Genomic DNA, 25,761 nt, shown 5'->3' with positions numbered 1-25,761 from the left:
ATGACGAGGGTGTACGTTCCCGCGACCATCGAAATCCTGCACGAGCTGGTGACCGAGTCGAAGTTCGATCCGATGAGCCGGACCGCGTTCGCTGTCACCGCCACCCTGCGTGAGGCTTACTCGTCGGGCGACGACGAGGAGCTGGCCGAGGTGGCGATGGGTGAGGCCGCGCGGGCTTCGCTCCGGCTCATCGCGGGCCGGTTGGCAGAGGGCGGCGACGGCGTCCGTTTCCGGCGGGTGGTCGTCGCAGCAGACGTGGACGACGTCACGCCGCGCCCCGATCTCGACGATGCGGTGGTGCGGTTGCCGGGACCGGTGACTCTTTCGCAGGTGGCGTCGGTCCATGTGGATCTGGCGGAGGCCGAACCGGACATCGAGCGGGCTGTCGCGGCGATCGACGAGGCGGACCTCGGCGACCCGGATGCGGAATTCGTGCTCGGTGACGCCGAGGATCACGTGCTCGCGTGGTATGCCACCCAGGAGATTTCTTTTCTTCTGGAATTGCTCTGACCTCTGGGTCGTCCCAGGAGGACCGCATCCCTACCTCGAGGTAACCTACGGTACCGTAAGTCGGTAACCTACGGTAGCGTAGGTCACGACGAGACAGGTGGAGGTCTGATGGGTCTGAAGGACTGGATCGAGGCGCCCGCAGCAGCGGTGGTGCCCGCCAAGCGGTCCAAACTCAATTGGTTGCGCGGTGCGGCCGCACGGCTCACGACGCCGTTGCTCCCGGACGATTATCTACATCTGGCCAATCCGCTGTGGTCGGCCAGGGAGCTGCGCGGCCAGATCGTCGACGTGCGCGCCGAGACGGCCGATTCCGCCACGATCGTCATCAAGCCCGGCTGGGGATTCGACTTCAACTACGAGCCCGGTCAGTACATCGGCATCGGACTTCACGTGGACGGCCGATGGCACTGGCGTTCGTATTCCCTCACCTCCCCGCCCAACTGGGACGACAAGCTCATCTCCATTGCGGTCAAGGCGATGCCCGAGGGATTCCTGTCGAGTCACCTCGTCAACGGCGTGCCGTCCGGGACGATCGTGCGACTCGCGACGCCTACAGGGAACTTCGCCCTGCCCGACCCCCCGCCGGAGCGCATCCTGTTCCTCACTGCCGGCAGCGGGATCACTCCGGTCATGGCCATGCTGCGCACGATGAACCGGCGCGGGCAGCTTCCCGACGTGTTCCACGTCCACTCGGCGCCCACCGATGCCGACGTGATGTTCGCGGACGAACTGACCCGCCTGCACGACGAACACGACGACTTCCGGTGCAAGATCCAGCTCACCCGCACCGAAGGCAAGTTCGCGCTGTCCTCCCTCGACGACGTGTGTCCGGACTGGCGGGAGCGGCAGACGTGGGCCTGCGGGCCGCTGCCGATGCTGGACGAAATCGAGACGTTGTGGCGGGACGAGGACATCGAGGATCGCTTGCACCTCGAACGGTTCGCGGTCTCCCGGGCGGACACTTCGGGTCAAGGCGGCACCGTGACCTTCGCCAAAGCGGACAAAGTGATGACGATCGACGGCGCCACCACCCTGCTCGAGGCCGGCGAGAAGGCCGGGGCACTGCTGCCCTTCGGGTGCCGGATGGGTATCTGCCAGACCTGCGTCGTGCCGATTCTGTCGGGACACGCCATCGATCTGAGGTCCGGGAAGCAGCACGCCGAGGGAGACCGCGTCCAGACGTGCATCTCTTCCGCGGCGGGTGACTGCACACTCGACGCGTGAGCGTCGGCGTGTTGTTCATCTGTCTCGGCTATTCTCGGAGTCTCTGACCAGACGGAGGAGCACGGTGGCAATCACCGACATCAAAGAATTCTCACACCTCACCGAAGCGGACATCGAATCGCTCGGGCGGGAGCTGGACGCGATTCGGCTCGATGTGGAGGATTCGCGAGGCGTTCGCGACGCCCGCTACATTCGCCGAGCGATCCGGACCCAGCGGCTGCTGGAGCTCGGTGGCCGGCTCGCGTTGTTCGGAAGCAAGTACCGCCCGGCCTGGCTCGCCGGCACCGCCATGCTGTCCCTCTCGAAGATCATCGAGAACATGGAGCTCGGCCACAACGTGATGCACGGCCAGTGGGACTGGATGAACGATCCGGAGATCCACTCGATGTCGTGGGAGTGGGACCAGACGGGTCCGTCGGAGCATTGGAAGCGCGCCCACAACTACTCTCACCACACGTTCACCAACATCGTGGGAATGGACTCCGATGTGGGTTTCGGCATTCTCAGGATGACCCGCGACGAGGAGTGGCGGCCGATCAATCTGCTGCAGCCGATCGCGAATATCGTTCTGGCAGCTACCTTCGAATGGGGTATCGCGCTGCACGACCTCACGTTCGCGGCCGAGCTCGAGGGTGTGGAGAAGGGTCAGCTCAACTCGCAGGCGAACAAGGATTTTGCTCGCAAGATCTTCCGTCAGGTCGGCAAGGATTTCCTTCTCTTCCCGGTGCTCGCGGGACCCGCATGGAAATCGACGTTGTCGGCGAACACCACCGCCAATCTGGTCCGCAACCTGTGGGCGTACGTGGTGATCTTCTGTGGCCATTTCCCGGACGGTGCCGAAAAGTTCACCGTGAAGGAGTACGAGAACGAAACCCGGCACGAGTGGTATCTGCGACAGATGCTCGGCAGCGCCAATTTCGATTCCGGCAAGGTCATGGGTTTCATGAGCGGGAACCTCAGCTACCAGATCGAGCATCACCTGTTCCCGGATCTGCCCAGCAACCGCTACCCCGAGATTGCGGTGAAGGTGCGGGCGCTCTGTGAGAAGTACGACCTGCCCTACACGACGGGCTCGCTGGCCAAGCAGTACCTGCTGGCGCTGCGCACCATCCACAAACTTGCGCTACCCGACTGGATGCTCAAGGCGACGGCGGACGACGCTCCGGAGACCTCCTCGGAGCGCAAGTTCCGCGACGCTCGCGACGCTGGTGCCGCCATGGTCGAAACGATGCGTACGGACCCTGTGACGGGGCAGCGTCGAGGTCTGCTGTCGGCCCTCCGGGCCCGTGCTCAGGCCAAGATTCCTCGCCGTCGACGGTGATTTCCCTCACACCTACGCTGAGGTAACCTACGGTGTCGTAACTTACGGTACGGTAGGTCATGTCAGCGCCTACGGGTGTGAACTGTCGACCCAGCCAGGAGGAGGTTCCCCATGGCGATTGCAGACGTCAAGGAATACGCACATCTCACCGAAGCCGACATCGAGGCGCTCGGACGCGAGCTGGATGCGATCAGGCGCGATATCGAGGAATCTCGCGGTGAACGTGACGCACGGTACGTCCGCAATACCATTCGGTTGCAGCGGTCGCTCGAAATCGGTGGCCGGGCCGTTCTCTTCGCGAGCAAGCGCCGCCCGGCCTGGTTGGCGGGCACCGCCATGCTCGCCCTCTCGAAGATTATCGAGAACATGGAACTCGGCCACAACGTGATGCACGGCCAGTGGGACTGGATGAACGACCCGGAGATCCACTCCACGTCGTGGGAGTGGGACGTTACGGGGCCGTCCGCCCATTGGAAGCAGACCCACAACTACATTCACCACAAGTACACCAACGTCCTCGGTATGGACGACGACGTGGGATACGGGCTGCTGCGCGTCACCCGTGATCAGCGGTGGAAGCCGTTCAACACCGGCAACCTCGTGTACAACACCTTGCTGGCACTGTTCTTCGAATACGGCATTGCGGCCCAGCACCTCGAGCTCGGCAAGGTCGCCAAGGGGCGCGTGCCGAAGGAGGAGACTCAGCGCAAGCTCCGCGAGGTCGGCGAAAAGATCGGCAAGCAGCTCCTCAAGGACTATGTCGTGCACCCGGCGATCACCGGCCCGGCGTGGAAGAGCACGCTGACGGCCAACGTCAGCGCCAACATGATCCGCAATGTGTGGACCAACGCCATCATCTTCTGCGGGCACTTCCCGGACGGTGCCGAGAAGTTCACCAAGGCGGATATCGACAAGGAAACGCCCGCCGAGTGGTATCTACGCCAGATGCTCGGTAGCGCAAACATCGAGGGCGGCAAGGTCATGGACTTCATGTCCGGCAACCTCAGCTACCAGATCGAGCATCACCTGTTCCCCGATCTGCCGAGCAACCGTTACGCCGAGATCGCGGTGCGCGTGCGTGAGCTGTGCGACAAGTACGACCTGCCCTATACGACGGGACCGTTCCTCGTGCAGTACGCGAAGTCGTGGCGCACCATCGCCAAGTTGTCGCTGCCGAACAAGTACCTCAAGGCCACGGCGGACGACGCACCGGAAACCGCGTCGGAGCGCAAGTTCGGTGGAAAGGCAACAGCCACAATCGATCCCGTGACCGGCCGTCGGCAGGGGCTCCGCAGCGCGATCCAGCGCTCACGCGGGCGCCGCGGCCTGCGTGCGCTGTTGTCGCGCTAGAAGAAGTTTTCACCGGGCGCGGTTCGCCCCTTCGTCACCACGCTTCGTTGGAAGCGATCGCGGTGAGGAGGTGGCGGACCGCGTCGACGCGTCGGGCCGCTTTCCCTTCGAGCTGATCGAGCGCGCACTCCGGATCGGCGGGCGGGCCCAGATGGGTGCACCCGCGCGGGCAGTCTTCGATCGCCGCAGCCAGGTCGGAGAAGGCGGCCACCACATTCTCGGGGGAGATGTGGGCAAGCCCGAACGACCGGATTCCGGGGGTGTCGATCACCCAACCACTCGTCGGTAGGGACAGCGCGACGGATTGTGTCGAGGTGTGCCGCCCCTTCCCGACCCCGGACACCACACCCACCGCCCGATCGGCGTCCGGAACGAGCCGGTTGACCAGCGTGGACTTGCCCACACCGGAATGACCGATCAATGCGGTGAGCTTTCCCGACAACATGGTCATGACGTCGTCGACGGGATCGTCTCGTCCGGCGACCACCACGGGAACATCGAGATCCGCGAAAGCACTCGCGAATTCCTCGGGCGGCTCGAGATCACTCTTGGTGAGGCAGATGATGGGGTTCAACCCGCCGACGTAGGCGGCGACCAGCGCGCGCTCGACGAAACCGGTGCGCGGTGGGGGATCGGCGAGCGCGACCACGATCAGCAACTGCTGGGCGTTGGCGACGACGATCCGCTCGTACGGATCGGTGTCGTCGGCCGTCCGGCGCAGAACGGTGGAGCGCTCGGCCACCCGCACGATCCTGGCGAGAGTGTCGGGCTTGCCGGAGAGATCGCCCACAACACTGACCTGGTCTCCCACCACGATGGGGGTGCGGCCCAATTCCCGGGCGCGCATGGTGACGATCAGGCGCTCTGGATCGCCGCCCAGTACGCAGCCCCACCGTCCCCGGTCCACGGACACGACCATCGCCGACTCCGCGCTCAGGTGCTCCGGTCGGGTCTTGGTCCGCGGCCGCGTCCCCCTACCCGGACGGACCCGCACATCGGACTCGTCGTACTCGCGGCGGCTCAGAAGCTCGCCTTCCGACCGGTGCCCGCAGCTGCGGTCACCATTGCGGCCCAGAGGTTTTCGAAGCCCGGCAGCGTCTTGGCCGTGGTGCCCACGTCCTCGATCGTCATGTCGTCGACGACGAGTCCGATGATGGCGCCTGCCGTCGCCATCCGATGATCGGCGTAGGAGTGCCACGTCCCGCCGTGCAGCGTCGTGGGAGCGATGGTGAGACCGTCCTCTGTTTCGGTGACATTCCCGCCGAGCGCGTTGATCTCGGTGGAGAGCGCTGCCAGCCGGTCGGTCTCATGACCGCGCAGATGCGCGATTCCCCGCAGATGGGAGGGCCCTTCGGCGAGGGCCGCCAGGGCGGCGACGGTGGGAGTGAGTTCGCCGACGTCGTGCAGATCGATGTCGATTCCGGTCAGTGTGCCCGGTCCGGTGACCGTCAACTCGTCGCCGTCGAGGCGCACCTGCGCACCCATGGCGAGGAGAATCTCGCGTATCGCATCACCGGGCTGCGTTGTGCGGCCGGGCCATCGTGGCACCGTCACCTCTCCGGAGGTGACCGCGGCGGCCGCGAGGAAGGCCGTGGCGTTCGACAGGTCCGGTTCGATCGCCCAATCGACGGCCCGGATCACGCCTGGGCTCACCCGCCACGTGTCGGCGTCACCGCCGCTTGCCGGCGTGGACACCGCGACACCGGCTGCGCGCAGCATCTCGACGGTCATCTCGATGTGGGGCATCGAGGGAACGGACTTGCCGTCGTGGTGCACGGTGACACCTTCGTCGAACGCAGCCGCAGACAGCAGCAGGCCCGAGACGAATTGTGAGGAACCGGACGCGTCGATCGTGACGTGTCCGCCTCGGAGCGAGCCGCGGCCTTCGACCGTGAACGGCAGTGCGTTCCCGTCGATGTCCGCGCCCAGGCTGCGCAGCGCGTCGAGAATGGTGCCCAAGGGGCGTGTGCGGGCCTGTTCGTCCCCGTCGAACCGGACCGTGCCCGACGCGAGTGCCGCCACCGGTGGCAGGAAGCGCATGACCGTGCCCGCCAGACCGCACTCCACCGATCCGCCGCGGAGGGGTCCGGGGGTGACCTCGAGCGTCGTGGTGTCGTCCTGCTCTTCGACAGTGGTTCCGAGAGTGCGGAGAGCGTCGATCATGAGGTCGGTGTCGCGACTGCGGAGCGCACCGCGCAAAGTCGAGGGGCCCTGCGCGAGCGCGGCGAGGATCAGTGCACGGTTGGTGATGGATTTCGATCCGGGCAGGACAACCGTCGCAACGACGGGCTCTTCGGCGCGGGGGGCTTTCCACAGGCTCAGGCTCACGGTCTCCATCTTCGCCTACGCGAGGGGTGAGGGACACGGCTGGGCGGCGTGTCGGGTGGGTGGATGGACGGCTCGGCCCGGTGTCGGTGGTCCGTGCCACTCTGGTGGGTATGTGTGGCAGGTATGCGACCACTGCGGATCCGGCAACGCTGGCGACCGACCTCGATGCCATCGACGAGGTGGGGGAGGAGCCGGGTCGACCGGATTTCAACGTCGCCCCGACCACCGAGGTACTCACTGTCCTCCACCGTCACGACGCGCATCGTGTCCGGCGGATGAGGTGGGGGCTCGTCCCGCCGTGGTCGAGGAAAGTCGGCGGCGGACCCGTCCTGTTCAACGCCCGCGCCGACTCCATCGACAAACCCGCGTTCCGGAACGCGTTCACCCACACGCGGTGTCTGGTGCCGATGGACGGGTGGTTCGAGTGGAAGAACGAACCCACGGGTGGCCAGGGACGGGCGTCGGGCCGAACCGAGAAGATTCCGTACTATCTGTCGCCGCAGGACGGGTCCCGTCTGTACGTGGCAGGGCTGTGGTCCGTATGGCACGACCGGTCGGTGCGCGACCCCGCACCTGTCCTGAGTTGCGCCATCGTCACGGTCGACTCCGCTGCCCAGTTGGCGGATGTGCACGACCGGATGCCGCTCGTGTTGCCGCGCGATCGGTGGGACGCCTGGCTCGATCCTCGGCAACCCGCATCGGCCGATCTACTCACGGTCTCGACCGAGGCCATCGCCGACATCGGGATCGTCCGGGTGTCGACGCGAGTGAACAGCGTCCGGAACAACGGACCCGAGCTACTCGAGCACGATCCGGGCACGCCCGACGAAGCACGGACAGGAGAGCAGCTCAGCCTGCTGTGACGGCGGCGACCACCGCTCCGCTCAGCCGCACCAGGTCGGCCGGCGCGAGTTCGATCTCCACACCCCGGCGTCCCGCACTGCACAGCACCCGATCCCAGTTCATGGCGGAGGCGTCGATCACGGTCGGAAGGATCTTCCGCTGCCCGAGTGGCGAGATGCCCCCGAAAACGTAACCGGTCGACCGCTCCGCCTCGCTCCGCTCGGCCATCACGGCTCTACCCGCCCCGAGTGCCGCCGCTGCGGCCTTCAGCGACAGCATGTCCGGCACCGGCACGACCGCGACGGCGAGCTTGCCGGTGTCGAGTTTGATCACGAGGGTCTTCAGAATCTGATGGGCCGCGACCCCTACCGTTTCGGCGAGCGCGTCGACGGCCTCGGAGCCGTACGACTCGGCGCGCGCGTCGTGCGCATAGCTGTGTACCCGGTGCGCGACGCGCTGTTTACCGAGCAGGGTGGTCGCGGGGGTCGCAGTTCCGGCCATGGATGAACACTGTGCCATCTCGTCCCGGCGGCCTCAGGAGTACGTCCCGGGAACACAGTCGGGGGCAGCCGTGTTGGTACGGGCAGAAGCAAGCGTCCAGTGAAGGGAGTGGTCCTACTCGTGATGGCCACGGTAGCGGAGCCCACGTCGCGTCTGCAGTTGGCGGTAACCTTGACGCCCACGGCGACCGAAGGGATCAGCGTGCACGAACATGACCGTCCGAAGGCAGACCGACCCGAGCCCCAGGACGAGTTGATCGCGCGTTTCGAAAGGGACGCGCTTCCACTTCTGGATCAGTTGTACGGTGCTGCGCTGCGGATGACGCGCAACCCTGCGGATGCCGAAGATCTGGTGCAGGAAACGTACGTGAAGGCATACACAGCATTCCGGTCGTTCCGTGAGGGCACCAATCTCAAGGCCTGGCTGTACCGGATCCTGACCAACACCTACATCAACTCGTACCGGAAGAAGCAGCGGCAGCCCGCGCAATACCCCACCGACGAGATCACGGACTGGCAGCTGGCCGCGACGGCAGAGCATTCGTCCACCGGTTTGCGGTCCGCCGAGGTGGAGGCGCTCGATGCCCTTCCCGACGACGACATCAAGGAGGCGCTGCAGGCGCTGCCGGAGGAGTTCCGGATGGCCGTCTACTACGCCGATGTCGAGGGATTCCCGTACAAGGAGATCGCCGACATCATGGGTACCCCCATTGGGACCGTGATGTCGCGTCTGCACCGCGGACGTAAGCAGCTGCGCGGCCTGCTGAGTGACGTCGCACGTGAACGCGGCTTCAACCGGGGTGACGGAGAGCTGCCGGCCGAGGCGGCCGTAGGTGCGGATCAGGAGGTTTCCCGGTGAGCGAGCAGGACGAATTCGAGCAGCTCGACTGCTCCGCGGTGATCGCCGACGTCTGGCTGATGCTGGACCGCGAATGTGATGCGGCCTCGCGCGCGCGGCTGCAGCGGCATCTCGACGAGTGTGGCTCCTGCCTCGAGGCCTACGGAATCGAGGAGAAGGTCAAGAGCTTGGTGAGCCGCAAATGCGGTGGCGAGCACGCCCCCGAAAGCCTGCGCCAACGGCTCTCCGTCGAGTTACGGCGGACCATCCTGATCACAGAGACCGAACGCGAGGCTTAGGCTTCAGACAAGCAATCAGGGGCCGGAAAGCGTGCTGCTTTCCGGCCCCTGATGTGCGTTCTACGGCGCGTCAGGCGTTGGGACGCTTGCCGTGGTTGGCGGCATTGCCCTTGCGACTGCGCTTCTTGCGACCACGCTTACCCATGAGTAGATCTCCCTTCTTTTCACTACAGTGTTCCACGTGTGGTTGGGTGTCTGTGCAACAGGGCTTTCTCGACCCCGGGAGTAAGGATCACGATGGCAGAAGACGTGCGCGCCGAGATGGTGTCGACGGTGTATCAGGTTGTGGTCAGTGCGGGTGACGAGGTGAAGGAAGGCGACACCCTCGTCATTCTGGAATCCATGAAGATGGAAATTCCCGTCATCGCCGAGGAGCCCGGCACCGTCACCTCCGTGGACGTCAAGGTCGGCGACGTGATCCAGCAGGGCGACCTCATCGCCGTCATCTCGTGAGCTGACCCGAAGTCCCCTCAGCCGATGTCCACCCTGAGCGATCTGCTCGCCGAGCACACCGATCTTCCCGGGTCCGCCGTCGATCACCTGCAGAGAGTGGTCGGGGAGTGGCAGCTCCTTGCCGATCTGTCGTTCGCCGACGTGCTGCTGTGGGTCGAGGATTCTGCGTCCCCGAAAGAAACGCGGACGGTGATCTGCGTCGCCCACTGCCGGCCCACCACCGCGTCGACCGCGTATCCCGAGGACGTCGTCGGAACGGTGGCCTCGGAGTCCCAGCATCCGCAGGTGTTGCAGGCCCTTGTCGAGGAGCGGGTGGTGCGGCCGACGGATGGTGGCACGCATGCCGGACTGCCGCCGCGGGGCGAGGCCGTCCCGGTCCGCTGGGGCGGCGAGGTGATCGCGGTACTCAGCCGGGACACGAACCTGTCGCATCAGCGGGCGCAGAGCCCGCTCGAAGTGGCCTACCTCGACTGCGCCGAAGACCTGTGCCAGATGATCAGCGACGGCACCTTCCCGATCCGGGAGTCGCGGTCGGACACCAATTCCAGTCCCCGCGCCGGCGACGGCTTCATCCGACTCGACACCGAGGGTCGCGTCGTCTATGCCAGCCCCAACGCCTTGTCCGCCTATCACCGCATGGGTCTGAGCTCCGACCTGGTGGGACGCAACCTGGCGGCCACCACGCGGTCACTGGTCACCGACCCGTTCGAGTCGCAGGAGGTTGCGGGCTATATCCGCGACACTCTTGCAGATATCCCCGGCAGGCGGATGGAGATCGAGGCGCGGGGAGCGACGGTGCTGCTGCGTGCGCTGGTCCTCAAGCCCGGCGGTAAAAGGGTGGGCGCGGCCGTCGTCGTACGCGACGTCACGGAAGTCAAGAGGCGCGATCGAGCGCTCCTCAGCAAGGATGCGACGATCCGTGAGATTCATCACCGGGTCAAGAACAATCTGCAAACTGTCGCCGCCCTGCTCCGATTGCAGGCGCGGCGCACCAACAACGAGGAAGCGCGCCAGGCGCTGACGGAATCCGTGCGCCGGGTCACCTCGATCGCGCTCGTGCACGACACGTTGTCGATGTCCGTGGACGAGGAAGTGGACCTCGACGAGGTCGTCGACCGGCTGGTGCCGATCCTGTCCGACGTGGCAACCGTGAGCACACCCATCAAGGTCCGGCGTGAGGGAAGTTTGGGGGTGTTCTCCGCGGAACGGGCCACACCGCTCGTGATGGTCCTGACCGAACTCGTGCAGAACGCCATCGAGCACGCCTTCGAGCCCGGTGCGCCCGGAACGGTCACGATGCGCGCCGAGAGGTCCGCACGCTGGCTCGACGTGGTTATCCACGACGATGGGAAAGGCCTGCCGCCCGGTTTCAGCCTCGAACGTTCCGATCGTCTCGGCCTGCAGATCGTGCGGACGCTCGTGGCCGCCGAACTGAACGGTTCCCTGGGCCTGCACCCGGGAACGGACGGCGGAACGGACGCAGTGCTGAGGGTTCCGCTCGGCCGCCGCGGGCCTCGGTACTGGAACGCGACGTGACGGCGCACAAAAGCGGGACGGTGCACAAAGCAAGAGGCCCGGCACCATGTGGTGCCGGGCCCGTCTTCCTCGAAGTACTTCTATACGGTCGTGCGGGCCCGCGTGCGCGCGTTACGGCGCTTGAGTGCGCGTCGCTCGTCTTCGCTCATGCCGCCCCAGACACCGGCGTCCTGGCCCGACTCGAGAGCCCAGGAGAGGCATTCGGCGGTGACCGGGCAGCGGTTGCAGACAACCTTGGCATCGGCGATCTGCGCGAGAGCCGGACCGCTGTTGCCTACGGGAAAGAACAACTCGGGGTCTTCGTCGCGACAGATTGCCTTGTGGCGCCAGTCCATCCTTCTGCTCCTTAACTGGGTGCGTAATGCACCGTTTTGTCTTGGTGAGTTCATCTGTGCGTAGAGAATGTTTCCGCACTGTTGCTTGTGAATGCTTTCACGAACTGGCGGGATGTCAATAGAAATCCGCCGCACCGTGGGGGAACTCACTTACTAAGGTCGCCCTATGAGGCGCGCCGTCCTTTGTACCCCATGGCAGCCCGGCCCGCGAGGTGGAAAACCCGATTTCTCGAGGTCTGCTCAGGATTTGGGCGCAACCACGTCCAGGGCCTCCCGCACCGACACGAACTCGACGTCGTTGCACAGGCCGATGTAATCGCCGTCCATTTGGAGTCCGATCGGCCGGGACGCCGAGATGTGCACCGACGGCACGTCGTCGACCCTGATGAGCTTCTTCGCGCGCGGACTGACGCCGGGGGTCAACAACTGGCGGGCAACACGAAGTGTGGTGACGATCGACGTGGAGGTCATGGCGAAGACGCCGAGCCCACTGTCGTAATTCGTGTCCGGGTTGGTGTGGACCTCCCGTTTGTTCAGATACGTCCACGGACTGGCATTCGACACGAATGCGTAGTGGACGCCCTCGACCCGTTCCTGCCCGGGAACGTGCACCGTGAGCGTCGGCTCGGCGTTCTTCGACCGGAAGAAGACCCGGACCGCCGCCCGCACGTACTGGGCGGGTGTGGCCGGTCGGCCGTTCTTGCGGTGGGCGTCCACGGCCTCACAGACGGCGGCGTCCCACCCGAGACCCGCGTTGAACGTAAACCAGCGGTTGTCGCAGTGGGCCAGACCGATCCTGCGCAGCTCGCCGCGCGCCAGCAGGTCGATGAGCTGGTTGGTGGCATCGACAGGATCGGCGGCGATGCCGAGTGACCGGGCGAACACGTTCGCCGAACCTCCGGGTACGACGGCGATCGGCGGAACCAGTCCCACCGACTCGACTCGTGTCGACCCCGGCGGGGGAGTACCCAGGAGGCCGTTGACGACTTCGTTGACGGTGCCGTCGCCGCCGTGGACGATGATCAACCCCATTCCGTCCACACAGGCCTGCTGCGCAAGTTCGGCGGCGTGGCCGCGGTGCGTCGTGTGCGCCACCGTCAATCGCACTCTGCTCGACAGTGCATGGGCGAGGAGGTCGCGCCCGGCCGGGGTCGTCGAGGTGGCATTCGGATTGACGATCAGCAGCGCGCGCACAGGGACCAAGACTAGTGGGGCGTTGTGCGTCACCGTCCCGAGCCTGCCGGCGTCTCGGTGTTCTAGGCTTGCCGCGTGCCGAAGCCGCCTCTCAGCCAGTCCACGCCCGCAACGGTCCGCTCCGCGGGTGCACTGGTGTCCCTCGAGGGTGCCGTCGCCGTCGGGGTGGCCGTCGTGCTGGTCGTGCGTGGGCTGCTCGGCCACGATCAGAGTGTGAGCAGCGGCTACGGAACCGCGGCATGGTTCGCCATCCTCGGTGGCGCAGTGCTCGCCGCGGGCGTGGCGTTGATCTTCGGCAGGCGCTGGGGTCGGGCCATCGCGATCGTCGCGCAGTTGCTCCTGCTGCCGGTGGCGTGGTCGCTTCTCACCGATTCACACCAGCCCGTGTTCGGTGTCCTGCTCGGGGTCGTGGTGATCGGTGCTCTCGGCTGCCTGTTCAGCAGCCCCACGTCGAAGTGGATGGCCGCCGAATACGGTCAGGACGAATAACAGTCAGCTCACCTCGGATGCCAGCTTGCCCAGCGGGTCCCCGGTGAGCCGGTAGGTGGTCCACTCGTCCTGAGGATGAGCGTCGAGCGATTCGTAGAACTCGATCGACGGAGTATTCCAATTGATCACCGACCACGACAGTCGCGTGTAGCCGTTGTCGATGCACTCCTTGGCGAGTGTGGCGAGCAGCGCTTTGCCGTGCCCGGCACCTCGTTCGGAGGGGCTGACGAACAGGTCCTCGAGGTAGATACCGTGGGTGCCGTCCCACGTGGAGAAGTTGCGGAACCAGACTGCGATGCCGACCACGCGCCCGTCGTCGCTCTCGGCGACGTGCGCAAAGGTGGACGGCTGCGGTCCGAAGAGCGCATCCTGCATTTGCTCTGCCGTGACGGTGCACGCGTCGCGCGCCTTCTGGTGTTCGGCGAGCTCGTAGATCATGGCCGTGATGGCAGGGACGTCCCCGGGTCGTGCGCGTCTGATCATCGGGAACCTTCCTCGATCGTCACGTTGTGAGTGACCAGTTGTTGTGCGCCGTGCTCGAAACCCAGTATCGAGTAGGCGCCGGGCGACAGTGCGAATCGGCGCCCCTCGCTTACCGGCAGATCCGCCCACCGCGCGATGAGGGCGCGAGAGAAGTGGCCGTGCCCGACAAGGATCACGTCGCGGTCGGGAAGCTGCGAATGGGCAACCGAGAGGACGAGATCGCACCGGGCATGAATCTGCTCCGCCTGTTCTCCGCGCGGACAGGGATGAGTCCACACCGTCCAGTCGGGCACCTTCGTGCGTATGTCCGGCGTCGTCAGACCCTCGTAGGCGCCGTAGTCCCATTCGACGAGCGCGTCCCACGTGCGGTGGATCTTCAGTCCAGCGAGCTGAGCGGTGTCCTGGGCGCGGCGGCGGGGGCTGACGATCACGAGTGGATTGCGCAGTCCCAGAGCGTCGAGTGCGGTGCCCAGCGTCCGGGCCTGCCGTTCGCCCACGTCGGTGAGCGGAATATCCGTGCGACCTGTGTGTTTACCGGAACGCGCCCATTCTGTCTCGCCGTGCCGGAGGAGGACGATCCGACGTTCTGACGGCGAATCACTCGGTGGCATCCATCCATCATGTCAGTCGAATCGCGTGTAAGGCTCGCCTCGAGAGGCGAAGTAGGACAGGATCGAGCCGTGACAACGGTTCTTGCAGTGGCAAATCAGAAGGGTGGGGTCGCCAAGACCACCACCGTCGCTTCTCTGGGTGCGGCGCTCGTTGCGCTGGGCAACAAGGTTTTGGTGGTCGATCTCGATCCGCAGGGATGTCTGACCTTCTCCCTGGGCCACAATCCTGACCGCCTCGAGGCCTCGGTCCACGAGGTGCTGACCGGCGACCTCGCTGCGAAGGATGCCGTGATCCCCACCGAGGACGGTGTCGATCTGCTTCCTGCCACGATCGACCTGGCCGGTGCGGAAGCGTTGCTTCTGATGCGTCCCGGCCGCGAGTTCGCCCTCAAGCGCGCTCTGGCATCGCTTCTGGACGACTACGACACCGTCATCATCGACTGCCCGCCGTCGCTCGGGGTGCTCACGCTCAACGGTCTCACTGCTTCACAATCGGTGCTGGTCCCGCTGCAATGTGAAACGCTTGCTCATCGCGGTGTGGGCCAGCTGCTGCGGACGGTCCGGGAGGTCCAGCAGATCACCAACCCCGACCTCGTGCTGCTCGGTGCGCTGCCCACGCTCTACGACGCCCGGACGACGCACAGTCGCGACGTACTGTCCGATGTGTCCGACAGATACGATCTGCCGGTCCTGTCGCCGCCGATTCCGCGGACCGTCCGGTTCGCGGAGGCGACGGCGTCCGGCGCCACCGTTCTGGCAGGGCGCAAGAACAAGGGTGCGCAGGCCTATCGTGACCTGGCGGACAACCTGGCGAAGCACTGGGCCGGGTCCGAGCTGGTCACGTTCTCGACTGGAAGTGTCGAGTAAGGTCCTCAGGGGTCGGGGTCCAGGCCGCGGGCCAATCCTGTTGCCGGAGTAGTGCATCGGTGCCGCCGTCGGCGAAAACGACACTTCCGCAGAGCAGCGTGGACCCCGGTCCCACCAGGAACTCGACCACGGCTGCGATCTCCTCGGGCCGGCCGCGGCGTCCCAGTGGTACGGGGTAGAAATCCAGGGCTTTCGCCAACGCGGGGTCGAGGTCGGGTCCGTTCGTCATCGGTGTGTCGATCATCCCGGGTGCGACGGCGTTGAGGCGGATTTTCCGCCCGATCCATTCGGCGCGGACGGCTTCGCGCCGGACCCACCAGGCCAGCGCCAGCTTGGACGCCGGGTATGCCGGAATGGCGGTGGCCTCGTTCCCGAGTTCCAGGGCTCTGGCCTCGTCGCCATCGAGGCATGCGGCTACGAGGTGTTCCGAGATGCCCGGCTGGGTGGTAGTGCTGCTCGACGAGATCACGACCACCGACGCACCCTCGGCCCGCTCGAGCGCCGGCCGCAGTCCGGTGGCGAATTCGACAGCGCCGAAGTAGTTGACAGCGACGAGTGTCCCGCCGGGAGCGTGGGAGAGCGGTCCGAGTCCCGCACAGCACACGAGCCCATGCACCACTCCGTCGCTGACCTCGGTAACTGCCGCCACCGCCGCGGACCGGCCTTCCGGGGTCGACAGGTCGGCGACGACGTCGGTGTTCGCGAGGTCGACACCGATGACGGTGTGACCGGCAGAGGTGAGTAGCTGATCGGTGGCGGCGCCGATGCCTGACGCGGCGCCCGTGATCACATAGGTTGCCATGAGGGAATTAGAACATGTTACAGCTCTCGCGCGGGCGGGAGTTCTGCTTGGAAGCGGGCCACTTCCCGCTGACCGGACGCGTCGTGTGTGTGCTCATTCGTCCAAGCCCCTGGGGTTCGGCCACGCTACCGTCGCAGGCATGACGCCACCGAGCACAATCCCGAAAATACGGGCGCAACCGCTCGTCTCCGTAGCCGACGTCGAACGGGCCGCCGACTGGTATTGCCACGTCCTCGGAGCGGTGAGCGGCCACGGGGGAAGCGAGTACGAGCAACTTCTCGTCGACGGAGTTCTGATCCTGCAATTGCACAGGATCGACCTCGGCCACCATCATGGGGCGCTGTGTGACCCGGCGCTGCCGAAGGGTAACGGGGTGGCGATCTGGTTCGAGGCCGGTGACTTCGACGATGTGCTGACGCGAATACGAGATTCGGAGGTCGACGTCGTCACCGACGTTCACTTCAATCCCAATGCGGGCCACCGGGAGATCTGGTTGCGTGACCTCGACGGCTATCTCGTTGTGATCGCGGAATCCTCCACCCCGTCAGCGTAGGACGGTGATCCGGTCGCCACGTTGCTCGATGACGAGGTCACCCGCCACAGCGGGGGTGATCGGTCCCGTACCGGGATCGCGTTCGACCGGAATGGTTCTCAGCCGCGCACCCGTCGACAGGTCGAGAACAGCGATCCCGTTGTCGACCGGGACGAGGAGGCTGCCCGCCATGACGGCCCCGGGACCCAGGGCGCCGGGAAAGCTCCACCGTGGCGCAAGATCGGCGGCGCCCAAAGACACGACATCGGAACCCGTCCACCACGTGATGACGGAACTGCTTGCCGCAGTGACCGAATCGGGCCCGACTGCAGTGGTGAGAGAGTACTCGGAGACTGCGTTGCCGGTGCCGTCGAACAGACCGATCCGCGGACCGGTGGACTTCCCGCCGGGTAGATAAGCGGCAATGGTTTCACCGGACACGCCGAGAACCCGAGCACCCTCGACCCCTGCCTCGACGCCGGCGAGGACCCTGGACCCGTACTCTTCGGGCTCTTGATTGTCCTTCGGTGACGGGTTCATGACGGTCAGTCGGTCACCCTCCTCGCCGGGGCAACGCTCGAGCACGGCGAGCCGGCTACTGCTGGAACCGGCGTCGAGCAACGTGCATCCGCTGCGAGGCTGTTTACCGGGGTTGACGGGTGCGCCGACGTGGCCGTATTCGACGGTGCGCACCAAATCGGAGCGCCACAGCTCGAGGCGGCTGTTCCCACGCGCGGTGACATAGGTTCCATCCGCCGACAACATCACCTCGGGGTCGGCGTCACTGGAACGCTGCGCTACCCGGGCGCCGGTGCCGCCGTCGAGTTCCGTCACCTGAGAGCACCCTCGCTCGTCGCGGTAGACCGCCACGACTTTGTCCCACGAGGCGGTCACACCGCACAGCTCACGATCCCGGGAGTACCGCCACAGCTCGTCACCGGACGTACGGTCACGTCCGACGACGTCACCACCGTCCGCGGTCACCACGGCGCCGGCGACGACGAGAGGTGCAGTGGTGACGGCGCTCGACGCTTCCCACAGCGGATCGAGATTCTCGGGCACGGCCAGAGCCGTGACGAGTGCAGAGGGCGGCCCGGCCGCCGTCACCGAAGTGGTGCCCCGGGCGTCGCTACGGAACCACACGACGACCAGGGCGACCGTCACGATCAGTGCGATTCCGGCCGCGACGGCGAGATCGGCGCGCGAGCGCCGCTCAGGTGCGAGCACGGTAGTAATTTACTCCGCGTTCGTCGTGGCGCCGACCTTCGAGGTCCGGCGGCGACGACGACGGCGCGGCGTGGATGCGCCGTCACCCTCGGTGTCGCCGGAAGCAGCGGATTCGGGGGCCGTCGTCTCAGCTGTGACCGACTTGGGGCCGACGCTGTCGGCAGGATGCCCACCCCGTGTGCGGCGCCGGGTACGGGTGCGAGTCGGGCGAGGAGCCCGCTCGGTGATTTCGTCGTCCTCGACGGGCGCAGACTTCTCGGCTTTCGCCACCGGAGCCGCCTTCACCGAGCCGGTCGCCTCCGCCGGGATCGACAGCTCTTCGTACAGGTGGGGTGAGCTGGAGTAGGTCTCGACGGGGTCGGGGATGTCGAGGCCCAGGGCTTTGTCGATGAGCTGCCACCGCGGAATGTCGTCCCAGTCCACCAGCGTGACCGCGATGCCGGTGCGGCCCGCCCGGCCGGTGCGGCCGATCCGGTGGACGTACGTCTTCTCGTCCTCCGGGCACTGGTAGTTGATGACGTGGGTGACGTCGTCGATGTCGATGCCGCGGGCCGCGACGTCCGTTGCGACCAGTACGTCGATCTTGCCTGTGCGGAACGCCTTCAGCGCCTTCTCACGAGCGACCTGATTGAGATCGCCGTGGACGGAGCCCACGGAGAAACCGCGCTCGGCGAGATCGTCGGCGACCTTCTGGGCGGTGCGCTTGGTGCGGGTGAAGATCATCGTCGCGCCGCGGCCCTCAGCCTGCAGCACGCGGGCCACCATCTCTGCCTTGTCGAGCGCGTGCGCCCGGTAGATGTGCTGGCTGGTCCGGTCGTGCACCGCAGAGTCGTCGGCCTGCTCGGCGCGGATGTGCGTCGGCTGGGTGAGGAACGTGCGGGCCAGCGTGATGATCGGACCCGGCATGGTCGCCGAGAACAGCATCGTCTGACGCTTGTCCGGCACCATCCCGAGGATGCGCTCGATGTCGGGCAGAAAGCCCAGGTCGAGCATCTCGTCGGCCTCGTCGAGAACGAGGACCTCGACCTTGCCCAGGATCAGATGACCCTGGTTGGCGAGGTCGAGCAGGCGGCCCGGGGTGCCCACGACGACGTCGGCGCCCCTCTGGAGCGTTGCGATCTGCGTTTCGTAGGGGCGGCCACCGTAGATGGCGAGAACCTCGAGCTTGTTCTTCTCGCCCTTCAGGTACTTCGCCGCGTTGTCGAGGTCCTTGGTGACCTGGATGCACAGCTCGCGGGTCGGCACGATGACCAGTGCCCGGGGGGTGCCGTCGAGCTTGGCCGTTCCGGTGGTGCCACTGGAGATGCGGTGGAGCAGCGGGACACCGAAACCGAAGGTCTTTCCCATGCCCGTGCGGGCCTGACCGATCAGGTCGTCGCCTGCGAGGGCGAGCGGCAGGGTCAGTTCCTGGATGGCGAACGTGCGCTCGATGCCCTGCTCGTCGAGAGCCCGGACGATTTCGTCACGGACACCGAGTTCAGCGAAGGTGGGAGCAACGTGAGTGGAGTCGAGTTGCGCAGACAGCGTGGTCTCGGTCGCGTCGTCTTCATGGTCGACAGTGATCTTGCTCAGGGGACTAGCCTTCCTCGTAGCTGCACGCACGCACGAGGTAAGGGCCAGGCCGCTGTTCGGCCCGATTTCCCAGTCGACGCTTGTCGAGGTCCTCTTCCGAGTGATCCTGCCTCTGCCTCAGCGCGGAAATTCGCAGAATTTCGGCGAGGCGCGGCTGGGACCGTCGATCAGGTGCGCGCACATTATCGGTGGAGAACCGCTGACCACATCGTGAACGCGATCAGTGCCGGACCGGCGTTCGATGGTGACGAACGTGGCGACGAGCGGTTATCCACCATCATTGTAGCCGGACAACGCCCGCTCGCCGGTTGCTCATGGGGAATGTCACTCCCCGACGCACTAGGCTGGGGCGCCATGGAGCCCAACACGCCTGCCTCGTCGAACTCGACCATTCCCGCTGATCACCCCGGTGTCAGCGAACTCTTCGCGGTCCTTGCATACGGCGAGATCTCCGCCTTCTACCGGTTGTCCGAGGACGCGCAGATGGCGCGAACCCTCGAGGGCAAGGTCGCGCTCGCCAGCATGGCAGCCGCCGAAATGGGCCATTTCGAAATGCTCGAGCGCGCGTTGACCGTGCGCGGATTCGACATCTACGAGGCCATGGACCCGTTCGTGCGCGCGTTGGACAACTACCACGCCTCGACGACGCCCTCCACCTGGCTCGAGGCGCTCGTCAAGGCCTATGTCGGTGACGGAATCGCCGCCGACTTCTACCGCGAGATCGGCCATTCCCTGCCCGCCGAGGCGGCCGGAACGGTCGAAGAAGTGCTGTCACAGACGGGCCACTCGGAGTTCGTCGTACACGAGGTGCAGCGGGCGATTGCCGCCAGCAACCGGGACAAGGACCGCCTCATGCTGTGGGGCCGGCGTCTGCTCGGTGAAGCGATCACGCAGGCGCAATTCGTGTTGGCGCAGCGCGAGGCGCTGACCGATCTCGTGATCTCCGCGTCGGGAGACCTCAATGGTGTCGTCGCCTTGTTCGACCGCATGCAGAAGATGCACGCCGAGCGCATGGCGGTGCTCGGTCTCGTGTGACATCGCCCCGTGCGGGCGCCCTGTTCGCTCAGGGCACAGCGCACCTGCGCGCCCCGGCGGGTCCGACTGCATTAGCCTGGCCGGGACAGCTGATGTTTCTCGGAGAGTTCGGAGGTTGACCGTGGAGGTCAAGATCGGTGTAATCGACAGCCCACGTGAGCTCATCGTCAGCAGCGAGCAGACCCCGGACGAGGTCGAGACATTGGTCTCGGGCGCCCTCGGCGGCGGTGACGGGATCCTGTCTCTGCAGGACGACAAGGGACGCAAGTTCCTCATCCAGGCGGCGAAGATTGCGTACGTGGAGATCGGTCCGTCGGATATCCGCAAGGTCGGGTTCGCTCCCACTGCGTGACGGTGTACGAGAAGGGGCCCGCAGCCGGTTCGGCTGCGGGCCCCTTCTCGTACACCGAGGCTCTAGCGCTGCTCAGGATGCAGCGGCACGCGGGACAGACCCCCCCACGCCAGGGTGACGGTGGTGTCGACCGCTTCTTCCTTGGGAATGGGACGCGCTGCTTCGAGCCAGTAGCGCGCCGTGAACTGACTTGCGCCGACCAATCCCACGGCCAGGATGCGGGCGCGATAGGGATCGAGACCGGAGTCGTGACTGACGAGGTCGAAGACGGCGTCGACGCACGCCTCGGTGGCCTGCTCGACACGGCTCTGAACCTGAGGTTCTCCCATGAGGTCCGACTCGAACACCAACCGGAAGCCCTGCGAATCGTTGTCGACGAAGTCGAAGAACGCCTGGACCGCCGCACGGACGCGCTGCTTGTTGTCGGTGGTCGATCGCAATGCCTGACGGACACCCGAGATCAGGCTGTCGACATAGCTCTGCAGAACGGCGACATACAACTCGAGCTTGCCGGGAAAGTGCTGGTAGAGGACGGGCTTGCTGACACCGGCGCACTCGGCGATCTCGTCCATACCGGCAGCGTGGTACCCGCGCGTGACGAAGACCTCGCTGGCTGCAGCGAGTAGCTGCAGTCGCCGGGCGTCGCGGGGGAGGCGCGTACTGCGCCGCGGCCCGTTACCCTTTCCGGTGGTGGCGTCGCGATCGGAGTTCGTCCGATCTGCGAGTTCAGTCATAGCGCTTTCCAATCTGCACAAGTATTCCGCGTCACATTCTGTGTAACTGTGTGAACGATACCCGCGCGTAGGAATCGGTTCATGGTGGACTCACAGGTCGATGTCCGACTGCAATATTGCCTGACCGGTAACTGCCGGGATCCCGCTTGCGGCCATACCAGCTGGCACGGGTTGCCTCAGTGTTGCGGGCGGTCCGCGGCGGACACGCCGAAGAGGGCATCGGTGGACGGCTGGGACGAGCTGATGCCGGACTGTGAGATTCTGGCGTCGTGACTGACCGAGGAGGACCGCGCGTGCGCGGCAGGGCTCCCGAGAGCTCCGATCACGGGGAGTGGCAATCGCGCAGCCTGAATCAGCGTGTCGCCGCACCCGGTGCCTCTCGGTCCACTTCCCGGGCGCAATCCCATCAACCTCTCCGTGCGCAGTGGGATCCGATCACCGGGGACGTCACCAAACCCCGGACCCCGCGGCCGGAACGGCAGGTTCGGAAACAGAGCAGGGTGGGCCGATTCGTCTCCACCTATGGATGGCGCGCCTATGCGATACCGATCCTGTTCGTGGTCACGATCTTCGTCGTTGTCGACGCGGTGCGCGGCACTGGCACCGGAGACCCGGCAGCGAGCACCGACACTCCCGGATTCGGGACGCTGTCCCGGGACACGGACGGCTCGAGCGTCATCGGAGTGCCTCCCGAGGCGGATGGAAACTTCGCGGCGGATCTGCCGTCCGGAGCGTTGCCGGAAGGCGGCCCGTTCACCACTGCGGGGGCCCGCACGTGGCGGGTGGTGCCCGGCTCGGGTCCCAAGGTCGGACAGGGTACCGAGCGGGAGTTCACCTACTCCGTCGAAATCGAGGACGGCGTCGACACCTCGGGATTCGGGGGCGACGAATCCTTCGGGCGCATGGTCGACCAGACCCTGTCCAACCCGAAGAGCTGGACCAAGGACCCACGGTTCGCGTTCCGGCGGGTAGACCAGGGCGACCCTGACTTCCGTGTCTCGCTGACCTCCCAGATGACCATCAGGGAGGCCTGCGGATACGACATCCAGCTCGAGGTGTCCTGCTACAACCCCGGGATCGACCGCGTCCTCCTCAACGAACCCCGCTGGGTGCGCGGAGCCATCGCCTTCCAAGGTGACATCGGTTCGTATCGGCAGTACCAGATCAACCACGAGGTCGGTCATGCCATCGGCTACCAGGATCACCAACCCTGCGAAACGGAGGGCGGTCTCGCCCCGGTGATGATGCAGCAGTCGTTCGGCACCTCCAACAACGACATCGCCGAACTCGACCCCGAAGGGATAGTGCCCAAGAATGGCCTGACGTGCCATTTCAATCCTTGGCCGTTCCCGCGTGGCTGAGTTGAGCCCATGTGTCCCGCCGGCGTGGCGGGGGGAAGAATGGGGGTTGCCGGGGTGTTGACAGTGACATCGTCGAGAGTGTCGACAAGGAGACGCCTCGACGGAGCCGGAAGCAGTCGTGCAATCGTCAGGAGTGGATCGTGTCGCTTGACCGTTCTGGAAGAACCCCGCAGCCACTGCCACCGCTGGTGGAGCCGGACGCCGAACTCTCGCGTGACGAGGTGGCTCGCTACAGCAGGCACCTGATCATCCCCGACGTCGGAATGGCGGGGCAGAAGCGGCTGAAGAATGCCAAGGTCCTCGTCATCGGTGCGGGCGGCCTGGGCTCGCCGGCGTTGCTCTATCTCGCCGCTGCGGGTGTCGGAACCCTCGGGATCGTGGAGTTCGACGAGGTCGACATGTCCAATTTGCAACGTCAGGTCATCCACGGCCGCTCGGACGTGGGTAGGCCGAAGGCGGAAAGCGCCCGCGACTCCATCAAGGAAATCAACGAACACGTCGACGTCCGGTTGCACGAGTTCCGGCTCGAACCCGACAACGCCGTGGAGCTGTTCGGTCAGTACGACCTGATCCTCGACGGTACCGACAACTTCGCCACCCGCTACCTGGTCAACGATGCCGCGGTCCTGGCACACAAGCCGTACGTGTGGGGTTCCATCTACCGTTTCGAGGGACAGGCGTCGGTGTTCTGGGAGGACGCACCGGATGGGCGCGGACTCAATTACCGCGACTTGTACCCGGAGGCGCCGCCGCCCGGAATGGTCCCGTCGTGCGCCGAAGGGGGAGTGCTGGGGGTGCTGTGCGCCTCGATCGGGTCGATCATGGCCACCGAGGCGGTGAAGCTGATCACCGGTATCGGTGAATCGCTGCTCGGCAGGCTCATGGTCTACGACGCGCTCGACATGACGTATCGCACCATCACCCTTCGCCGTGACCCGGCACGCACGCCGATCACCGAACTGATCGACTACGACGCCTTCTGTGGCGTCGTCTCCGACGAGGGTCAGGCGGCAGCGGCCGGGTCGACCATCACTGCGACGGAGCTGCGGGACCTTCTCGACGCCGGGAAGGACATCCAGATCGTCGATGTGCGTGAACCCGTCGAATGGGACATCGTCCATCTGCCCGGCGCGGTGCTGATCCCGAAGGACCGCATCCTGTCGGGGGAGGCTCTCGCCGAGCTGCCGCAGAACAAGCCGATCGTGCTGCACTGCAAGACCGGCGTGCGGTCGGCCGAAGCGCTGGCCGCCCTCAAGAAGGCGGGCTTCTCCGACGCGACTCATCTACAGGGCGGAGTCATCGCGTGGGCGAGGCAGGTGGACACCAGCCTGCCCGTCTACTGACTTCGGCGGCACCTGGTCAGCGCGCCTTCCGGGGTCGCCGGGCCACCCGGCGGTAGCGTTGACATCGTGAGCACAGGACAACCCCCCCAGCACGTGTGCTCCACGTTCGGCCTCCGGGAAGTCGAGCCCATTCCACTCGGTGCGGACTGGGACGGCGGGTGGCTCTGTGGAGACGTAGTCCTCTCAGCCGTCGCCGACCACGCCCGTGCCGCCTGGTCGGCCAAGGTCCGGGAAACCCTCGAAGTGGACGGGGTGCGGCTTGCTCGTCCGGTGCGCTCCACCGACGGCAGGTACGTGGTGTCGGGGTGGCGTGCGGACACGTTCATCGAGGGCACGCCCGAACCCCGGCACGACGAGGTGGTGTCGATGTCGGGCCGGCTGCACGCCGCGACGTCCCAGTTGGAGCGTCCCCGATTCCTGGTGCAGCCTCCGGTCGCCCCGTGGGCGGAGGTCGACGTCTTCGTGGCCGCCGATCGGGCCGCTTGGGAGAAGATTCCCCTGCGCGGCGCGAAGGGTGCCGAGCAACTCGAAACGCCGTCGCCGGACGGGCGCAAGAGCCTGGAACTGATCACCGGCCTGGCGACTCTGCGCAAACCCGTGATCAGCCCCGATCAGCTCGTGCACGGGGACCTGTTCGGCACCGTGCTGTTCTCGGGTGCCCTGGCACCCGGCATCACCGACATCACCCCGTACTGGCGGCCCGCGGCGTGGGCGGCCGCGGTGGCCGTCGTGGACGCCATCTCCTGGGGTGGGGCGGACGAGGCCCTGATCGGACGTTGGGAAGACCTTCCCGAGTGGCCGCAGATGCTGTTACGTGCCGTTCTGTTCCGTCTTGCCGTCCATGTGCTGCATCCCCGATCCACGGCCGAAGCCTTCCCCGGACTCGCCCGTACCGCCGACGTGGTGCGCCTGCTGCTCTGAGTGGACGTGCCGAAGGAAGCCCCGCTAGTCGAGAAGTTCGGCGAAGAGGTCCCGCGCGGCGAGCGATGCGCGATGCTCGTCTCCGTCGATGACGGCCCGCACGAGGCGTTCGTGCTCCTCGTGAAATCCCTCACCGGTGGCGTGCACGTGCTGATCCACGGTGTGTTCGATAGCGGGGAGCAGCGAGTCGTAGAACTCCAGATACACCGCGTTGTGACTGGCTTCCACTATCGCGCGGTGAAGGGCGACATCGGCCGTGATCGCCGCATCCGTCGCCGACTCCTCCCACAGGCGTCGGCGTTCGCGCTGCAGGTCCTCGAGGCGGGCGACGTCCTCGGGCGTGCGCCGCCGGGCAGCGAGCGTGGCGGCGGTCACGTCGAGGGCCTGGCGCAGTTCCAGGACGTCGCGCTCGTGGGCCCCGGCGAAGTACTTTCCGAGGGTTCCGCCGACATCGGAGGTGGCGACGACGTAGGTCCCCGACCCCTGCCTCCGTTCGAGCAGCCCGGTATGGACCAGCGCCTGGACGGCTTCCCGGACGGTGTTGCGTCCCGTTCCGGTCAGTTCCGACAGCGCCGTCTCGGTCGGAATCTTCTCGCCGACCGCCCAGCGTCCGCTGCAGATCTCTTCCCGCAACTGCTCGGTGACCTGCGAGATGAGGCTCGCACGCCGAATCGGTTTTCCAAAGGTCATCCGGTCATCCT

Annotated in this window: 31 protein-coding genes; 18 read left to right on the top strand and 13 right to left on the bottom strand. The window is 65.9% G+C overall.

Features of this window, described 5'->3' with window-relative positions; all coding sequences use genetic code 11:
• From CBI38_RS19190 to CBI38_RS19175, 4 genes are all read left to right on the top strand, one after another.
• On the top strand, window positions 1-510 hold the full coding sequence (locus tag CBI38_RS19190; RefSeq protein WP_109331256.1) for a DUF6912 family protein: 510 nt from the start codon (window positions 1-3) through the stop codon (window positions 508-510).
• A gap of 108 nt (window positions 511-618) precedes the next feature.
• The gene (locus tag CBI38_RS19185) at window positions 619-1,734 is read left to right on the top strand and encodes a ferredoxin reductase (protein WP_109331255.1); all 1,116 of its coding nucleotides are present in this window, start codon (window positions 619-621) and stop codon (window positions 1,732-1,734) included.
• A gap of 64 nt (window positions 1,735-1,798) precedes the next feature.
• The gene (locus tag CBI38_RS19180) at window positions 1,799-3,055 is read left to right on the top strand and encodes a fatty acid desaturase family protein (protein WP_109331254.1); all 1,257 of its coding nucleotides are present in this window, start codon (window positions 1,799-1,801) and stop codon (window positions 3,053-3,055) included.
• A 111-nt stretch (window positions 3,056-3,166) separates the two neighbouring features.
• On the top strand, window positions 3,167-4,405 hold the full coding sequence (locus tag CBI38_RS19175) for a fatty acid desaturase family protein (protein ID WP_109331253.1): 1,239 nt from the start codon (window positions 3,167-3,169) through the stop codon (window positions 4,403-4,405).
• A 34-nt stretch (window positions 4,406-4,439) separates the two neighbouring features.
• On the opposite strand, the gene rsgA is transcribed toward CBI38_RS19175, so the two are convergent.
• Window positions 4,440-5,429, bottom strand: coding sequence for a ribosome small subunit-dependent GTPase A (rsgA, locus tag CBI38_RS19170; RefSeq protein ID WP_109335200.1), 990 nt, complete (start codon window positions 5,427-5,429; stop codon window positions 4,440-4,442).
• Window positions 5,426-6,742, bottom strand: a complete 1,317-nt coding sequence (aroA, locus tag CBI38_RS19165) for a 3-phosphoshikimate 1-carboxyvinyltransferase (RefSeq protein ID WP_109331252.1) — start codon at window positions 6,740-6,742, stop codon at window positions 5,426-5,428. The genes rsgA and aroA overlap by 4 nt, the downstream gene beginning before the upstream one ends.
• A gap of 101 nt (window positions 6,743-6,843) precedes the next feature.
• On the opposite strand from aroA, the gene CBI38_RS19160 reads away from it, so the two are divergent.
• Window positions 6,844-7,596, top strand: coding sequence for an SOS response-associated peptidase (locus CBI38_RS19160; protein WP_109335201.1), 753 nt, complete (start codon window positions 6,844-6,846; stop codon window positions 7,594-7,596).
• On the opposite strand, the gene ybaK is transcribed toward CBI38_RS19160, so the two are convergent.
• Window positions 7,583-8,077 carry a Cys-tRNA(Pro) deacylase gene (ybaK, locus tag CBI38_RS19155; protein WP_109331250.1) on the bottom strand — a complete coding sequence of 165 codons (495 nt, stop codon included), beginning with the start codon at window positions 8,075-8,077 and terminating at the stop codon, window positions 7,583-7,585. The two genes, CBI38_RS19160 and ybaK, sit on opposite strands and share 14 nt — an antisense overlap.
• Before the next feature lie 201 nt (window positions 8,078-8,278).
• On the opposite strand from ybaK, the gene CBI38_RS19150 reads away from it, so the two are divergent.
• Both CBI38_RS19150 and rsrA read left to right on the top strand, forming a co-directional pair.
• Window positions 8,279-8,935, top strand: coding sequence for a sigma-70 family RNA polymerase sigma factor (locus CBI38_RS19150; RefSeq protein WP_374432561.1), 657 nt, complete (start codon window positions 8,279-8,281; stop codon window positions 8,933-8,935).
• Window positions 8,932-9,213, top strand: coding sequence for a mycothiol system anti-sigma-R factor (gene rsrA / locus CBI38_RS19145; RefSeq protein ID WP_109331247.1), 282 nt, complete (start codon window positions 8,932-8,934; stop codon window positions 9,211-9,213). The genes CBI38_RS19150 and rsrA overlap by 4 nt, the downstream gene beginning before the upstream one ends.
• Before the next feature lie 70 nt (window positions 9,214-9,283).
• On the opposite strand, the gene CBI38_RS40595 is transcribed toward rsrA, so the two are convergent.
• Window positions 9,284-9,358 carry a 50S ribosomal protein bL37 gene (locus CBI38_RS40595; protein WP_022597109.1) on the bottom strand — a complete coding sequence of 25 codons (75 nt, stop codon included), beginning with the start codon at window positions 9,356-9,358 and terminating at the stop codon, window positions 9,284-9,286.
• Between the two features lie 92 nt (window positions 9,359-9,450).
• Here CBI38_RS40595 and CBI38_RS19135 point away from each other — a divergent pair, with 92 nt between their 5' ends.
• On the top strand, window positions 9,451-9,666 hold the full coding sequence (locus tag CBI38_RS19135) for a biotin/lipoyl-binding carrier protein (RefSeq protein ID WP_005240095.1): 216 nt from the start codon (window positions 9,451-9,453) through the stop codon (window positions 9,664-9,666).
• Window positions 9,667-9,690: 24 nt separating this feature from the next.
• The gene (locus CBI38_RS19130; RefSeq protein WP_109331246.1) at window positions 9,691-11,202 is read left to right on the top strand and encodes a sensor histidine kinase; all 1,512 of its coding nucleotides are present in this window, start codon (window positions 9,691-9,693) and stop codon (window positions 11,200-11,202) included.
• Between the two features lie 80 nt (window positions 11,203-11,282).
• Here CBI38_RS19130 and CBI38_RS19125 read toward each other — a convergent pair whose 3' ends face one another.
• Complete coding sequence (locus CBI38_RS19125) at window positions 11,283-11,537, bottom strand: WhiB family transcriptional regulator (RefSeq protein WP_005240099.1); 255 nt, start codon at window positions 11,535-11,537, stop codon at window positions 11,283-11,285.
• Between the two features lie 240 nt (window positions 11,538-11,777).
• Entirely contained in the window at window positions 11,778-12,731 is a 954-nt protein-coding gene (locus CBI38_RS19120; protein ID WP_109331245.1) for a diacylglycerol/lipid kinase family protein, read from the bottom strand.
• Window positions 12,732-12,806: 75 nt separating this feature from the next.
• On the opposite strand from CBI38_RS19120, the gene CBI38_RS19115 reads away from it, so the two are divergent.
• The gene (locus CBI38_RS19115) at window positions 12,807-13,220 is read left to right on the top strand and encodes a hypothetical protein (protein ID WP_109331244.1); all 414 of its coding nucleotides are present in this window, start codon (window positions 12,807-12,809) and stop codon (window positions 13,218-13,220) included.
• 3 nt (window positions 13,221-13,223) lie between these two features.
• Here the strand turns inward: CBI38_RS19115 and CBI38_RS19110 are convergent, their stop codons facing one another.
• Both CBI38_RS19110 and CBI38_RS19105 read right to left on the bottom strand, forming a co-directional pair.
• Complete coding sequence (locus CBI38_RS19110) at window positions 13,224-13,703, bottom strand: GNAT family N-acetyltransferase (protein WP_109331235.1); 480 nt, start codon at window positions 13,701-13,703, stop codon at window positions 13,224-13,226.
• The gene (locus CBI38_RS19105) at window positions 13,700-14,314 is read right to left on the bottom strand and encodes an acid phosphatase (protein ID WP_109331234.1); all 615 of its coding nucleotides are present in this window, start codon (window positions 14,312-14,314) and stop codon (window positions 13,700-13,702) included. Before CBI38_RS19105 ends, CBI38_RS19110 begins: the two co-directional genes overlap by 4 nt.
• Window positions 14,315-14,383: 69 nt before the next feature.
• Here CBI38_RS19105 and CBI38_RS19100 point away from each other — a divergent pair, with 69 nt between their 5' ends.
• A complete protein-coding gene (locus CBI38_RS19100; protein ID WP_109331233.1) occupies window positions 14,384-15,181 on the top strand; it encodes a ParA family protein in 798 nt (265 codons plus the stop codon).
• Here the strand turns inward: CBI38_RS19100 and CBI38_RS19095 are convergent.
• Window positions 15,153-15,983, bottom strand: coding sequence for an SDR family oxidoreductase (locus tag CBI38_RS19095; protein ID WP_109331228.1), 831 nt, complete (start codon window positions 15,981-15,983; stop codon window positions 15,153-15,155). The genes CBI38_RS19100 and CBI38_RS19095 overlap by 29 nt on opposite strands.
• Window positions 15,984-16,122: 139 nt before the next feature.
• Between CBI38_RS19095 and CBI38_RS19090 the strand changes: the two genes are divergently transcribed.
• Window positions 16,123-16,536 carry a VOC family protein gene (locus CBI38_RS19090; protein ID WP_109335198.1) on the top strand — a complete coding sequence of 138 codons (414 nt, stop codon included), beginning with the start codon at window positions 16,123-16,125 and terminating at the stop codon, window positions 16,534-16,536.
• Here CBI38_RS19090 and CBI38_RS19085 read toward each other — a convergent pair.
• Both CBI38_RS19085 and CBI38_RS19080 read right to left on the bottom strand, forming a co-directional pair.
• Window positions 16,528-17,742 carry an Rv3212 family protein gene (locus CBI38_RS19085; protein WP_109331227.1) on the bottom strand — a complete coding sequence of 405 codons (1,215 nt, stop codon included), beginning with the start codon at window positions 17,740-17,742 and terminating at the stop codon, window positions 16,528-16,530. The genes CBI38_RS19090 and CBI38_RS19085 overlap by 9 nt on opposite strands.
• Window positions 17,743-17,751: 9 nt before the next feature.
• Complete coding sequence (locus CBI38_RS19080) at window positions 17,752-19,344, bottom strand: DEAD/DEAH box helicase (protein WP_109331226.1); 1,593 nt, start codon at window positions 19,342-19,344, stop codon at window positions 17,752-17,754.
• Between the two features lie 324 nt (window positions 19,345-19,668).
• Between CBI38_RS19080 and CBI38_RS19075 the strand changes: the two genes are divergently transcribed.
• Together CBI38_RS19075 and CBI38_RS19070 are read left to right on the top strand one after the other, a co-directional pair.
• Window positions 19,669-20,349: a ferritin-like fold-containing protein gene (locus CBI38_RS19075; protein ID WP_109335197.1), complete on the top strand. Its 681-nt coding sequence runs from the start codon at window positions 19,669-19,671 to the stop codon at window positions 20,347-20,349.
• 121 nt (window positions 20,350-20,470) lie between these two features.
• A complete protein-coding gene (locus tag CBI38_RS19070; protein ID WP_109331225.1) occupies window positions 20,471-20,701 on the top strand; it encodes a DUF3107 domain-containing protein in 231 nt (76 codons plus the stop codon).
• Between the two features lie 62 nt (window positions 20,702-20,763).
• Here the strand turns inward: CBI38_RS19070 and CBI38_RS19065 are convergent, their stop codons facing one another.
• Window positions 20,764-21,435 carry a TetR/AcrR family transcriptional regulator gene (locus CBI38_RS19065; protein ID WP_109331224.1) on the bottom strand — a complete coding sequence of 224 codons (672 nt, stop codon included), beginning with the start codon at window positions 21,433-21,435 and terminating at the stop codon, window positions 20,764-20,766.
• Between the two features lie 81 nt (window positions 21,436-21,516).
• Between CBI38_RS19065 and CBI38_RS38460 the strand changes: the two genes are divergently transcribed.
• The 4 genes from CBI38_RS38460 (at window position 21,517) to CBI38_RS19045 (ending at window position 25,060) form a co-directional block, all read left to right on the top strand.
• The gene (locus CBI38_RS38460; protein WP_109331222.1) at window positions 21,517-21,708 is read left to right on the top strand and encodes a hypothetical protein; all 192 of its coding nucleotides are present in this window, start codon (window positions 21,517-21,519) and stop codon (window positions 21,706-21,708) included.
• Between the two features lie 74 nt (window positions 21,709-21,782).
• Entirely contained in the window at window positions 21,783-22,796 is a 1,014-nt protein-coding gene (locus CBI38_RS19055; protein WP_230990248.1) for a DUF3152 domain-containing protein, read from the top strand.
• A gap of 140 nt (window positions 22,797-22,936) precedes the next feature.
• Entirely contained in the window at window positions 22,937-24,139 is a 1,203-nt protein-coding gene (moeZ, locus tag CBI38_RS19050; protein WP_109331220.1) for an adenylyltransferase/sulfurtransferase MoeZ, read from the top strand.
• A gap of 66 nt (window positions 24,140-24,205) precedes the next feature.
• Complete coding sequence (locus CBI38_RS19045) at window positions 24,206-25,060, top strand: TIGR02569 family protein (protein ID WP_109331219.1); 855 nt, start codon at window positions 24,206-24,208, stop codon at window positions 25,058-25,060.
• A gap of 24 nt (window positions 25,061-25,084) precedes the next feature.
• On the opposite strand, the gene CBI38_RS19040 is transcribed toward CBI38_RS19045, so the two are convergent.
• Entirely contained in the window at window positions 25,085-25,750 is a 666-nt protein-coding gene (locus tag CBI38_RS19040; protein ID WP_109331218.1) for a FadR/GntR family transcriptional regulator, read from the bottom strand.
• Between the last annotated feature and the right edge of the window lie 11 nt (window positions 25,751-25,761).

Origin of the sequence: Rhodococcus oxybenzonivorans (assembly GCF_003130705.1) — a bacterium.
Classification (GTDB): Bacteria; Actinomycetota; Actinomycetes; order Mycobacteriales; family Mycobacteriaceae; genus Rhodococcus_F; species Rhodococcus_F oxybenzonivorans.
Note: the sequence above shows the minus strand (reverse complement) of the source record. Positions and strands in the feature narration are given on the sequence as shown.

Excerpts from the sequence above, each read along its gene's own strand:
- CBI38_RS19190 (WP_109331256.1), top strand. The coding sequence starts at position 1 with ATGACGAGGGTGTACGTTCCCGCGACCATCGAAATCCTGCACGAGCTG.
- CBI38_RS19185 (WP_109331255.1), top strand. The coding sequence starts at position 619 with ATGGGTCTGAAGGACTGGATCGAGGCGCCCGCAGCAGCGGTGGTGCCC.
- CBI38_RS19175 (WP_109331253.1), top strand. The coding sequence starts at position 3,167 with ATGGCGATTGCAGACGTCAAGGAATACGCACATCTCACCGAAGCCGAC.
- aroA (WP_109331252.1), bottom strand. The coding sequence starts at position 6,742 with ATGGAGACCGTGAGCCTGAGCCTGTGGAAAGCCCCCCGCGCCGAAGAG.
- CBI38_RS19160 (WP_109335201.1), top strand. The coding sequence starts at position 6,844 with ATGTGTGGCAGGTATGCGACCACTGCGGATCCGGCAACGCTGGCGACC.
- ybaK (WP_109331250.1), bottom strand. The coding sequence starts at position 8,077 with ATGGCCGGAACTGCGACCCCCGCGACCACCCTGCTCGGTAAACAGCGC.
- CBI38_RS19135 (WP_005240095.1), top strand. The coding sequence starts at position 9,451 with ATGGCAGAAGACGTGCGCGCCGAGATGGTGTCGACGGTGTATCAGGTT.
- CBI38_RS19130 (WP_109331246.1), top strand. The coding sequence starts at position 9,691 with ATGTCCACCCTGAGCGATCTGCTCGCCGAGCACACCGATCTTCCCGGG.
- CBI38_RS19125 (WP_005240099.1), bottom strand. The coding sequence starts at position 11,537 with ATGGACTGGCGCCACAAGGCAATCTGTCGCGACGAAGACCCCGAGTTG.
- CBI38_RS19110 (WP_109331235.1), bottom strand. The coding sequence starts at position 13,703 with ATGATCAGACGCGCACGACCCGGGGACGTCCCTGCCATCACGGCCATG.
- CBI38_RS19105 (WP_109331234.1), bottom strand. The coding sequence starts at position 14,314 with ATGCCACCGAGTGATTCGCCGTCAGAACGTCGGATCGTCCTCCTCCGG.
- CBI38_RS19095 (WP_109331228.1), bottom strand. The coding sequence starts at position 15,983 with ATGGCAACCTATGTGATCACGGGCGCCGCGTCAGGCATCGGCGCCGCC.
- CBI38_RS19090 (WP_109335198.1), top strand. The coding sequence starts at position 16,123 with ATGACGCCACCGAGCACAATCCCGAAAATACGGGCGCAACCGCTCGTC.
- CBI38_RS19075 (WP_109335197.1), top strand. The coding sequence starts at position 19,669 with ATGGAGCCCAACACGCCTGCCTCGTCGAACTCGACCATTCCCGCTGAT.
- CBI38_RS19065 (WP_109331224.1), bottom strand. The coding sequence starts at position 21,435 with ATGACTGAACTCGCAGATCGGACGAACTCCGATCGCGACGCCACCACC.
- CBI38_RS38460 (WP_109331222.1), top strand. The coding sequence starts at position 21,517 with ATGGTGGACTCACAGGTCGATGTCCGACTGCAATATTGCCTGACCGGT.
- CBI38_RS19040 (WP_109331218.1), bottom strand. The coding sequence starts at position 25,750 with ATGACCTTTGGAAAACCGATTCGGCGTGCGAGCCTCATCTCGCAGGTC.